General features: G+C 39.5%; 11 protein-coding genes. 9 read left to right on the top strand and 2 right to left on the bottom strand.

The window, feature by feature from the left end:
- Positions 1 to 21 precede the first annotated feature (21 nt).
- Positions 22 to 1,110 carry a zinc ABC transporter substrate-binding protein ZnuA gene (gene znuA / locus CKV69_RS01225; RefSeq protein ID WP_014325815.1) on the top strand — a complete coding sequence of 363 codons (1,089 nt, stop codon included), beginning with the start codon at positions 22 to 24 and terminating at the stop codon, positions 1,108 to 1,110.
- 64 nt (positions 1,111 to 1,174) lie between these two features.
- Here znuA and CKV69_RS01230 read toward each other — a convergent pair whose 3' ends face one another.
- Complete coding sequence (locus CKV69_RS01230; protein WP_014325816.1) at positions 1,175 to 2,995, bottom strand: AMP-dependent synthetase/ligase; 1,821 nt, start codon at positions 2,993 to 2,995, stop codon at positions 1,175 to 1,177.
- A 252-nt stretch (positions 2,996 to 3,247) separates the two neighbouring features.
- Here CKV69_RS01230 and CKV69_RS01235 point away from each other — a divergent pair, with 252 nt between their 5' ends.
- The gene (locus CKV69_RS01235) at positions 3,248 to 3,379 is read left to right on the top strand and encodes an entericidin A/B family lipoprotein (protein WP_005717037.1); all 132 of its coding nucleotides are present in this window, start codon (positions 3,248 to 3,250) and stop codon (positions 3,377 to 3,379) included.
- A gap of 178 nt (positions 3,380 to 3,557) precedes the next feature.
- On the opposite strand, the gene gap is transcribed toward CKV69_RS01235, so the two are convergent.
- The gene (gap, locus tag CKV69_RS01240; RefSeq protein WP_014325817.1) at positions 3,558 to 4,562 is read right to left on the bottom strand and encodes a type I glyceraldehyde-3-phosphate dehydrogenase; all 1,005 of its coding nucleotides are present in this window, start codon (positions 4,560 to 4,562) and stop codon (positions 3,558 to 3,560) included.
- A gap of 247 nt (positions 4,563 to 4,809) precedes the next feature.
- Between gap and msrB the strand changes: the two genes are divergently transcribed.
- The 7 genes from msrB to murI all read left to right on the top strand — a co-directional run bounded on the left by msrB (position 4,810) and on the right by murI (position 11,835).
- Positions 4,810 to 5,202, top strand: a complete 393-nt coding sequence (msrB, locus tag CKV69_RS01245) for a peptide-methionine (R)-S-oxide reductase MsrB (protein WP_014325818.1) — start codon at positions 4,810 to 4,812, stop codon at positions 5,200 to 5,202.
- A 97-nt stretch (positions 5,203 to 5,299) separates the two neighbouring features.
- Complete coding sequence (gene gmk / locus CKV69_RS01250; protein WP_014325819.1) at positions 5,300 to 5,926, top strand: guanylate kinase; 627 nt, start codon at positions 5,300 to 5,302, stop codon at positions 5,924 to 5,926.
- 66 nt (positions 5,927 to 5,992) lie between these two features.
- A complete protein-coding gene (rpoZ, locus tag CKV69_RS01255) occupies positions 5,993 to 6,262 on the top strand; it encodes a DNA-directed RNA polymerase subunit omega (protein ID WP_005717016.1) in 270 nt (89 codons plus the stop codon).
- Positions 6,263 to 6,322: 60 nt separating this feature from the next.
- Positions 6,323 to 8,446 (top strand): bifunctional GTP diphosphokinase/guanosine-3',5'-bis pyrophosphate 3'-pyrophosphohydrolase, encoded by a 2,124-nt coding sequence (spoT, locus tag CKV69_RS01260; protein WP_005722820.1) that lies wholly within the window; start codon positions 6,323 to 6,325, stop codon positions 8,444 to 8,446.
- Entirely contained in the window at positions 8,443 to 10,524 is a 2,082-nt protein-coding gene (gene recG, locus CKV69_RS01265; protein ID WP_005751676.1) for an ATP-dependent DNA helicase RecG, read from the top strand. Before spoT ends, recG begins: the two co-directional genes overlap by 4 nt.
- On the top strand, positions 10,517 to 11,029 hold the full coding sequence (locus CKV69_RS01270; protein WP_005757018.1) for a chorismate lyase: 513 nt from the start codon (positions 10,517 to 10,519) through the stop codon (positions 11,027 to 11,029). Before recG ends, CKV69_RS01270 begins: the two co-directional genes overlap by 8 nt.
- Positions 11,026 to 11,835 carry a glutamate racemase gene (murI, locus tag CKV69_RS01275; protein ID WP_014325820.1) on the top strand — a complete coding sequence of 270 codons (810 nt, stop codon included), beginning with the start codon at positions 11,026 to 11,028 and terminating at the stop codon, positions 11,833 to 11,835. The genes CKV69_RS01270 and murI overlap by 4 nt, the downstream gene beginning before the upstream one ends.
- Positions 11,836 to 11,996: the final 161 nt, after the last annotated feature.

An 11,996-nucleotide genomic window follows, 5' to 3' on the forward strand; every position in this document is an offset into this window, starting at 1 on the left:
CTTACAAAAGAAGGAAGAAAAATGGCACGTTTCATTAAGACATTGAAAAAAACCGCATTAGCGGCAAGTATTGCTTCTTTAGCAACTGTGGCAAATGCGACGATTGTGACTTCGATTAAACCATTAGGTTTTATTGCTTCATCGATTGCTGATGGGGTAACAGACACTGAAGTATTAGTTCCTGCGGGTGCTTCACCACATGATTACAGCTTAAAACCCTCAGATATACAAAAATTACAGGGGGCGGAATTAATCCTGTGGGTCGGGGAAGATATTGATGCTTTCCTTGATAAAACATTACGTCCAATGCCTTTTAAAAAGGTGTTAAGTATTGCTGATTTTGCGGAAATTGGTGGTTTGCTTGAAGGTGAAGCACATGATCATAAACATGAGCATGATCATACTCACAAACACGACCACGATCACAAACACGACCACGCTCACAAACATGAGCACGATCACAAACACGACCATGATCGCAAACACGACCATGATCACAAACATGACCATGCTCACAAACATGACCACGATCACAAACACGACCATGAGCATAAACATGACCACGCACATGGACACGATCATGATCATGATCACAGTACTAACTGGCATGTGTGGTATTCGCCGGAGATTAGCAAAATTGTCGCGACACGCTTAGCAACACGTTTAACGGAAGCTTATCCAGAGAAAAAAGAGAAAATTGCGCAAAATTTGGCAGAATTTAACCGCACTTTAGCTGAACAAAGCGAGAAAATTAAACAGCAACTCGCACCAGTTAAAGAAAAAGGGTTTTATGTTTTCCATGATGCGTATAGCTATTTCAATAATGCTTATGGCTTAAAACAAACCGGTTATTTCACAATTAATCCGTTGGTGGCGCCGGGAGCTAAGACGTTAGCGAAAATTAAGCAGGAAATTAAAGAACATAAAGTGAATTGCTTATTTGCAGAGCCACAATTCACACCAAAAGTAATTGAAAGTTTAAGTAAAGGTACCGGTGTACATGTAGGTCGTTTAGATCCGATGGGCGATGCGGTCAAGTTAGGCGTTAATTCTTATGCCAACTTCTTACAATATACGGCGGACAGCTACTTTGCTTGCTTAAGCAAGTAAAAAGTGCGGTCATTTTTAGCAAAAATAAAGGGCTTCTGTTTGGAAGCCCTTTGTGTATTGCAAGTTAGTCTTTTTTATGAGTGTATTCTTTATACATCGCTTCAATTTGTGCTTTATAGCGTTCTAAAATCACTTTACGACGGAGTTTCAATGTCGGAGTAATTTCTTCCATTTTTGTGGTAAATGCCTGAGGTAATAAAGTGAATTTTTTAATTTGCTCAAAGCTAGGCAATTCTTTTTGTAAATCATTAATACGCTGTTCAAACATTTGAAGAATATCAGAATGTTTAATGAGTTCTAAACGATCGTGATATTTTATATTTAATTGTTTGGCGTATTCTTCAAGACTATTGAAGCAAGGTACAATAAGCGCTGAGACATATTTTTTGGCATCCGCAATGACTGCAATTTGTTCAATAAATTTATCTTTACCCACTTTGGTTTCAATATATTGTGGAGCAATATATTTTCCATTGGAGGTTTTCATTAACTCTTTGATACGATCTGTAATATATAAATTACCTTGTGGATCAAATTCCCCAGCATCACCAGTTTTTAAGAATCCGTCTTCTGTAAAACTGTCAGCAGTTTCTTGTGGTTTTTTATAATAACCACGCATGACCATCCCGCCACGCACTAAGATTTCATTATTTTCCCCAATTTTGACTTCTGCACCAGGCATCAATGTACCAATAGAATTTGGTTCAAAATGCCCTTCTTCCCAGCAAGATACGGTAGCCGTGGTTTCTGTCATACCGTAGCCGAGCTTGACATTAATACCAATACTGTGGAAAAACAGTCCAATGTTAGGCTCTAATTTTGCACCGCCACAAGGCATCATGCGGATGCGACCACCGAGTAATTGACGTAATTTAGATAACACTAACTTATCGGCTAGCGCATATTGTTGCCGTAGTACAAAAGGGATAGGTTTCTTTTGTGAAATAAACTGAAAACGTTTTTGTCCAACTGCAATTGCCCAATTGAAGATCATACGACGGAAGAGAGGTGCTTTTTGTACTTTATCCCAAACGGCGGTGTAAATTTTTTCATAAAAACGTGGCACGGCACACATCAGAGTTGGGCGAATTTCGCTAAGAGCTTCACGTACTCTGTTAGTATCTTCAAGATAACAATTGACTGCACCACGGTGTAAAACATAAGCAACCCAGGCTCGTTCAAAGATATGGGATAACGGTAAGAAAGAAAGCGAGCTATCATATTGGCTGACATTGAGTGTAGTAAATGCTTCGTCATGCGCTTTTAATTGGTGAGCAAGATTAGCGTAATCCAACATCACGCCCTTCGGTTCTCCCGTCGTGCCCGAGGTATAGATTAAAGTAAATAAGTCTGTCAGTTGTTTTTGTTCAAGACGCGCTTGCAGAGCTGTTTGTTGGAGTGGGCTTCCCTCGAGCAAAAAAGTTTGCCAATCACAAGCTTTAGGATGATTTTTTAAGTCCAAATTGTCTTTCATGGCGACAATTTTTTGTATTTGTGGACAAGCATCGATGATTTCTAGCGTACAGTTGTACTCTTCTTGATCACCAACAAAGAGGATTTTGACATCTGCGTTGTTAAGGATATATTCGACTTGTTTGGCGGCACTTGTCGCATAGATTGGCACAACAACAGCGCGTACTTGCATTGTCCCTATGTCAGCGATAGTCCAACGTGGCATATTATGTGCAAAAATGGCAATTTTATCTTGTACCCCAATATGATTGGCTAAGAGCGCATAAGAAAAGGTGTCGAGATCCTGTTGAAATTGGTGCCAAGAGATATTTTCCCAACCTGAAGGCGTGTGGTAACGTAGGGCAGTTTCATTTAATAAGAGCTTGGCTTGTTCGCGGATGCGATTAACAAAGTGTAAGTTCAAATTAGTCATGGTGTCCTTAATTAATTAGAATGGAATTTAACCGCTTTAGCTTACACTTGTTAGCTAAAATAAACTAGTTATTTTTCTCGAAATTTGATTAAAAATACCGAAAATGGCAGTAACATGAAACGGTATGTTAAGTCGATATGTGAGTTGACGAAAAATTTAAGCTTTTGCATTTTTGTAAAGCATGGTATAGGATGAAGAGGAGTTCTTATGTTGAGGACTTATTTGATGCTATAGAAAAAATAGGAGCTTACAATGAAAAAAATCATTGCTATTTTCTTATCTGCGACATTTGCTTTCGCTTTAACTGCTTGTGAAACCACGAAAGGTGTCGGTAAAGATATTCAAAACGCGGGTGAAAAATTAGAGCAGGCTGTAAGTAAATAGTGCCTAGCCGTGTAGGCTGAAACGATCACAAGCTAAATGTTCAAAAATCGCATTTAGTGTGATAATAACGATTAAAAAAGCTGGGTTTTCTTATAAAATCCAGCTTTTCGTTTTTGTTGACAGCAAAAAAGAAGCCCCTTGTTCTGACAAGAGGCTTCGTGTTTATTTAGGTTAGTAATTAACCTTTGTAGTTATAAACGTGTGCGACTAAGTCTAATACTTTGTTTGAGTAGCCGGTTTCGTTATCATACCAAGAAACTAATTTCACGAATGTATCGGTTAATGCAATACCTGCTGCTGCATCAAATACAGATGTTAATGCACAACCATTGAAGTCTGTAGAAACAACAGCATCTTCAGTGTAACCTAACACACCTTTCATTTCGTTTTCAGATGCGCATTTGATTTCTGCACAGATTTCAGCATAAGTTGCTGGTTTTTCTAAGTTAACAGTTAAGTCAACAACAGATACGTTTGGTGTAGGAACACGGAACGCCATACCCGTTAATTTACCATTTAATGCAGGGATAACTTTACCTACGGCTTTCGCTGCACCTGTTGATGATGGGATGATGTTTTGTGCCGCACCACGGCCACCACGCCAGTCTTTTGCAGATGGACCATCAACAGTTTTTTGCGTTGCAGTCGTTGCGTGAACTGTTGTCATTAAACCGTCTTTAATACCAAATTTGTCGTTGATCACTTTCGCTAATGGTGCTAAGCAGTTTGTTGTACAAGAGGCGTTAGACACGATATCTTGACCTGCATAAGTGTCAAAGTTTACACCGCTGACAAACATTGGAGTAGCATCTTTAGATGGACCAGTTAATACGACTTTTTTCGCACCGGCAGTGATGTGTTTACGTGCAGTTGCATCATCTAAGAATAAACCAGTCGCTTCAACGGCAATTTCCACACCGATTTCGTTCCATTTTAAGTTAGCTGGATCACGCTCAGCAGTGACACGGATAGTTTTACCATTTACCACTAAGTTGCCATCTTTTACTTCAACAGTACCATCGAAACGACCATGAGTTGAATCGTATTTAAGCATATAAGCCATATATTCAACATCGATTAAGTCGTTGATACCGACTACTTCGATGTCATCACGATGTTGTGCAGCACGAAATACGATACGACCGATACGGCCAAAGCCGTTGATACCAATTTTAATTGCCATAAGATTTTCACCTATATTTAAAGTTAAACAAAACGGTTACAGAGAACAAAAATGGTGTGTTTCATTTTTGTTTTTGTCGCGGAGGATTATAGCACGGTTTTTTTTTAGTTGTGAAACCACACGATGGGGAAAACAATAGCAGATAAACTTTTTGTGATCTATGTCAAAATAATAAAATGTCGGGCTTGTTTAATCTTTTTCTATTTTTTAAAACAGAAGATGAGCTCGTTTTTTATGAGGAAATGACATGAAAAAAAGAGAAGATATGACGGAAATGCAAGTGCATGTTTGTTTAAATCAAGGTACGGAATATCCGTTTACGGGGAAATTATTAGATCAACAAAAGAAAGGATTGTACCGTTGTGTAGTGTGCCATTCACTGTTATTTGTGTCTGATACAAAATTTGATGCAGGCTGTGGGTGGCCTAGCTTTTTTCAAGCGATTTCACCTGAAGCAATACGTTATTTAGATGACTACACATTATCACGCCCTCGCACTGAAATTCGTTGTGGTCAATGTGATGCTCATTTGGGACATGTGTTTGAAGACGGTCCCCCGCCGACAGGATTACGTTATTGTGTTAATTCAGTGTCCATGGCATTTGAAGATAGCGAAACGGGCGAGCTCATTGAAGGCTAAATTTTTTTAAAATCTACCGCACTTTTTTATTTTTAGCTGATTTTCCGTGGATTTATCGGCATAATAGTCATTATCATTCATTATAAAGGAAGACGTTATGACACAAGGTAATTTATATATTCTTTCGGCACCCAGTGGCGCGGGGAAATCCTCATTAATTTCCGCATTATTAAATCAGCAACAAGACAATAAAATGATGGTTTCTGTTTCACATACAACAAGACAACCCCGTCCCGGTGAGCAAGAGGGAGTGCATTATTATTTTGTATCAGTTGAAGCCTTTGAATCATTGATTGAGCAAGATTTATTTCTTGAGTATGCCAAGGTTTTTGGCGGAAATTATTACGGCACTTCATTACCTGCTATCGAAGAAAATTTAGCCAAAGGTATTGATGTTTTTTTAGATATTGATTGGCAGGGTGCGCAGCAAATTCGTCAAAAAGTGCCGAATGTCAAAAGTATTTTTATTTTACCCCCGTCTTTAGCTGAATTAGAACGTCGTTTAATTGGACGTGGGCAAGACAGTACGGAAGTGATTGCCGCACGTATGTCGAAAGCAATCGATGAAATTTCTCATTATAATGAATACGATTATGTGATTGTAAATGATGTCTTTGAACAAGCATTAGCTGATTTTCAAGCGATTCTACGTGCTGAACGTTTAACGTTAGCGCATCAGCAAAAACAAAATCAGGCGTTGATTGAACAATTGCTAGCAAAATAGACCTCACTTTAGTATCATATGACCCCTTTTTAACATTTTTTTGACTAATAAGAGATGGAGTAATATATGGCTCGTGTCACAGTACAAGGTGCGGTAGAAAAAATTGGTAACCGTTTTGATTTAATTTTAACCGCAGCACGTCGCGCAAGACAATTACAGTTACATATTCGTGAACCTCTAGTACCAGAAGATAACGATAAACCAACCGTGATTGCCCTACGTGAAATTGAGAAAGGGTTGATTAATAACGAGATTATGAATGCCCAAGAGCGTTATGATGCGTTGGAAAAAGAAAACTCGGAATTACACGCTGTTTCTTTATTATCTAATCAGTAAAAGTGCGGTCATTTTGCACAACGTTTTCAGAAAATCACATTGAACTAAGTTAGGTGTCCCTTGTATCTTTTTGAAAGTCTAAATCGCATTATTGAGGCGTATTTACCGCCAGAACAGATCGAACTTGTTAAACGTGCGTATATTATTGCTCGTGATGCGCATGAGGGACAATCGCGTTCTAGTGGTGAACCTTATATCACTCATCCTGTCGCAGTTGCATCGATTATTGCTGAAATGCGTTTAGATCATGAAGCTGTGATGGCGGCATTATTGCATGATGTGATTGAAGACACCCCTTATACAGAAGAGCAATTGAAAACAGAGTTTGGTGCCAGTGTGGCAGAAATTGTAGAAGGCGTATCAAAACTCGATAAGTTGAAATTCCGGACACGTAAAGAGGCGGCAGCTGAAAACTTTCGCAAAATGATTTTAGCCATGACACGAGATATTCGTGTGGTGTTAATTAAGCTTGCTGATAGAACGCACAATATGCGTACACTCGGCTCGCTACGTCCAGATAAACGTCGCCGTATTGCAAAAGAAACGCTTGAAATTTATAGTCCTTTGGCTCATCGTTTAGGTATTGAACATATCAAAAACGAGTTGGAAGACTTAGGCTTTGAAGCTATGCACCCACAACGTTATGCGGTGTTGCAAAAAGTGATTCAGGTGGCGCGTGGTAATCGTAAAGACATGATTCAGCGTATTACCAATGAAATTAAAGGACGATTAGAAGATGTGGGTATTAAAGCTCGTGTTTTTGGACGGGAAAAACATCTTTATGCCATTTATCAAAAAATGAAACTGAAAGATCAACAGTTTCATTCTATTATGGATATCTATGCATTCCGTGCTGTCGTTAAAGATATTGATACTTGCTATCGTGTGCTTGGGCAAATGCATGGGTTATATAAACCTCGTCCTGGTCGTGTTAAAGATTACATCGCGGTGCCAAAAGCAAATGGCTACCAGTCATTACATACCTCAATGATCGGTCCACATGGTGTTCCCGTTGAAGTACAAATTCGTACTGAAGAAATGGATCAAATGGCGGAAATGGGGGTGGCAGCTCATTGGGCATATAAAGAAGGTGGCAAAAATGACAGCACGACAGTACAAATTCGAGCTCAACGTTGGTTACAAAGCTTAATTGAATTGCAACAAAGTGTGGGAAATTCTTTTGAGTTTATCGAGAGTGTCAAATCTGAATTTTTCCCAAAAGAGATTTATGTTTTCACACCGAAAGGGCGTATTGTGGAATTGCCAGTTGGTGCAACGCCTGTCGATTTTGCTTATGCGGTACACACGGATATCGGTCATAGCTGTATTGCGGCTAATGTTGATCGTAAATCTTACCCTTTATCACAAGCCTTAACTTCAGGACAAACGGTTGACATCATTACTTTACCAAATTCTCAACCGAGCGCGGGATGGTTAAATTTTGTGGTGACAGCGAAAGCACGAACCAATATTCGTAATTTCCTTAAAAATTTACGTGGCGGTGAGGCGATAACATTAGGTAAACGTCAGTTGACACGTGCGTTGGCACCGACGAAGTTAGAAGATCTTGATAAAAATAGAGTACAAAATTTATTAACTGAGCTGAAATTAGCCACATTCGATGATTTATTAATGGAAATTGGTCTAGGTAATCAAATGAGTGCGGTAATCGCTTATCGCTTGCTAGGAGAAGCCATTGAAATTGATACGGATGGTGATCTCACAAACAATAAAGCGAATTTTGAAATTAAAAGTGCTGGTGGATTACTTACCACCTTTGCCCAATGTTGTCACCCAATTCCAGGCGATCCTATTGTTGCTTATACGAGCTCCGGCAAGGGCTTAGTGATTCATCATGAAGCTTGCGCGAATTTAAAACATCGTAAAGACAATCCTGAACACTATATGCCAGTGGAATGGGAGCAAAGCGATAATATGATCGATTTTGAAGCGGAATTGCGTATTGAACTTATCAATCAGCAAGGCGCTTTACCAAATTTAACGACACTGATTTCGTCTTTAGGTAGTAATATTCAAAGTATTTGGACGGAAGAACAAGAAGGGCGTTTATATCAAATCGTCGTGTTGTTGACCGTAAAAGACACTAAGCATTTAGCGAATATTATTCGTAAAATCAAAGCAATTCCGGGTTTTGTTAATATTGAACGTAATATCAATCAATGACCATACAATTCCTCGATGCAGTCCCTTTAACGACACTTTCTGGTGTTGGGGCTGCCATTTCTGACAAGCTTGGGCGGATTGGTATTCACAATCTCCAAGATTTGTTATTTCATTTACCGATTCGTTATGAAGATCGTACTCGAATTACGCCAATTCATGATCTTCGTCCTGATGCTTATGCTACCATTGAGGGGCTTGTACAAACGTGTGAAGTGCAGTTTGGTAAACGCCCAATTTTAAATGTTTCTCTTTCGGATGGCACATCAAAAATTATGCTACGTTTTTTTAACTTCAATGCAGGCATGAAAAATAGTCTTCAACCGGGTGCAAGAGTAAAAGCCTTTGGTGAGGTTAAACGTGGGCGTTTCATGGCAGAAATTCATCACCCGGAATATCAAATTATTCGCGATAATGCCCCTTTAATTTTAGAAGAAACCTTGACGCCAATTTATTCTACAACAGAGGGATTAAAACAAAATTCATTACGTAAGCTGACTGATCAAGCTTTGGCTGTGCTTGAAAATATCCAAATTGCAGAAATCTTACCTAATGAATTTAATCCGCATCCTTTTAGCTTAAAAGAGGCGATTCGTTTTTTGCATCGCCCACCGCCTGATGTATCCTTAGAAGCCTTAGAAAAAGGAACCCACCCCGCTCAGCAACGCCTGATTTTTGAGGAATTATTGGCGCATAATTTGGCGATGCAAAAAGTACGGATCGGTACACAGCAATTTTTCGCTTACCCTTTATCTTATCAGACTGATTTAAAACAGCGTTTTTTGGCACAATTACCTTTTGCACCAACAGATGCACAAGTTCGTGTTACCCAAGAGATAGAGCAAGATCTTACTCATCCTTTCCCGATGATGCGTTTAGTTCAAGGTGATGTTGGCTCAGGTAAAACCTTGGTGGCTGCGTTAGCTGCCTTACTTGCAATAGATAATGGCAAACAAGTCGCGCTTATGGCACCTACCGAAATTTTAGCGGAACAACATGCTACAAATTTTCGCCGTTGGTTAGCTCCCTTAGGGATTGAAGTTGGTTGGTTGGCAGGTAAAGTCAAAGGAAAGGTGCGTCAAACAGAACTGGAAAAGATTCGAACGGGGCAAGTACAAATGGTCGTGGGAACCCATGCCTTATTTCAAGACGAGGTGGAATTTTCAGATTTGGCATTGGTGATCGTTGATGAACAGCATCGGTTTGGTGTGCATCAGCGTTTAATGCTACGAGAAAAAGGGAAACAGGCTGATCATTATCCGCACCAACTCATTATGACGGCGACACCGATTCCTCGCACTTTAGCCATGACGGTGTATGCGGATTTAGATACCTCGATTATTGATGAACTACCGCCAGGACGAACACCGATTACGACCGTGGCAATTTCTGAAGAAAGACGAGCTGAAGTCATTGCTAGAGTGAATCATGCCTGTGTGAATGAAAAACGTCAGGCATATTGGGTCTGTACATTGATTGATGAATCAGAAGTACTAGAGGCACAAGCGGCTGAGGCTATTGCTGAAGATCTTCGTAAAATTCTACCGCACTTACGCATTGGCTTAGTGCATGGTCGTATGAAACCGGCTGAAAAACAAGACATCATGCAAGCATTTAAACAGGCAGAAATTGATTTGTTAGTCGCAACAACGGTGATTGAGGTCGGTGTTGATGTGCCGAATGCTAGCTTAATGATCATTGAAAATGCAGAACGTTTAGGTTTATCACAATTACATCAGTTACGCGGTCGAGTAGGGCGAGGGACAACCGCTTCTTTTTGTGTACTGATGTATAAGCCCCCACTAGGAAAAATTTCCCAGAAACGTTTACAAGTCCTCAGAGATACGCAAGATGGTTTTGTTATTTCGGAAAAAGATTTAGAAATCAGAGGACCTGGCGAAGTGCTTGGTACAAAACAAACCGGGGTGGCCGAATTTAAGGTGGCAAATTTAATGCGCGATCGCAAAATGATTCCTACGGTGCAGTATTATGCGCGTCGTTTGATTGTTGAGCAACCAGAAGTGGCCACCAAATTAATCCAACGTTGGATTAATCAACGGGAGATTTATACGCATGTCTGATTATTCCCAATTGTTACAAAATGCCACTTGGCAGCCTTCAACGGATATGCAATTACCTCTGTCGATTTCTTCTTGGCTAGAGCTATCCACATCTTTAACTACACAGCTAAAACAAGCTTTTGGCGAAGTGAATGTATGTGTCTTAGCCGAGTCATGGATAACGACGCTTAACGAGAATGAACGTCAATTTTTTCCAAAACAAGCATGCCCGTGTTGGTGTCGAGAAGTGATCTTAAAAAGCCAAGATATACCATTAATTTTTGCGCGTACTTTAATTCCGGCTTCTTTATTGACGCAGCATAGAGAATTACAACAATTGGGCAATCGTGCGTTAGGTGAGTGGCTGTTTATGCAATCTGATCGTATAAGGCAAAAATTAGAATTAACGCATGATAAAAACACCGCACTTTATGCCCGCCGTGCCTTAATGAGTATTGGCGCTGAGAATATGATGGTTGCTGAATTATTTCTAACACCACAAATTTTTACGAGAGTAGTCAAATGAATAGCCCTTATCAACCTACTATCCTATTTTTTGATTCCGGTATGGGCGGCTTTAGTGTTTATAAAGAAACAAAGCAACTTTTACCCGATTGTCACTATCTTTATTGTTTCGATAATGCGTTTTTTCCTTATTCGGAAAAAAGTGAAGAGGAAATTATTCAGCGTACGCTCAAAATTTGTCAAAAAATTGACCGCACTTTCCCTTTAGACTTAATTGTGATTGCGTGTAATACGGCAAGCACGGTGGTATTACCCGCACTAAGAGCGCATTTTGCGATTCCTGTCGTGGGAACTGTGCCTGCAATTAAACCCGCAGCAGAATGTTCAGAAACAAAACATATTGGCTTATTAGCTACAAAAGGCACCGTGAAAAGAGCCTATGTCGCGGATTTAATTGCACAGTATGCTCGCGATTGCACAGTTGAGAAATTGGGTAGTACAAAATTAGTCGAAATTGCTGAACAAAAGTTACATGGCAAAGCGGTTGATTTGCATGCTTTAAAGCAAGAGCTAGCGCCTTGGCAGTCAATTCAGGATCTTGATACCGTCGTATTAGGTTGTACGCACTTTCCTTTAATTAAAGAAGAAATTAAATGGTGTTTACCACAAGTGCGTTTTTTTGTTGATTCTGGTAAAGCGATTGCTTTACGGGTTAAAACGTTATTGTCTAAGATAGACATTCAATCTAAAACTAACGAGAAAAATCTTATTTTTTGTACTCAATTTTTTGAGGATGAAGCACAGTTTCAAAAGGTTATCCATTTTTGGGGATTTGAACAACTCATCAATTTGAACATGAAAGCCTGAAAAGAATACGATTTTTTTATAAATTACGAGCATAACGTTTAAAAAAATAGCGCAAAATAAAAAATTTAATTTTTTTTGTAAAAAGGGGTTGCAAAGGGTTTTAAAATGCCTATAATACGCCCCACACAACGACGCGACGTTGTACGAGATAGTAGATACAC

The organism is Pasteurella multocida (assembly GCF_900187275.1).
GTDB lineage: Bacteria > Pseudomonadota > Gammaproteobacteria > Enterobacterales > Pasteurellaceae > Pasteurella > Pasteurella multocida.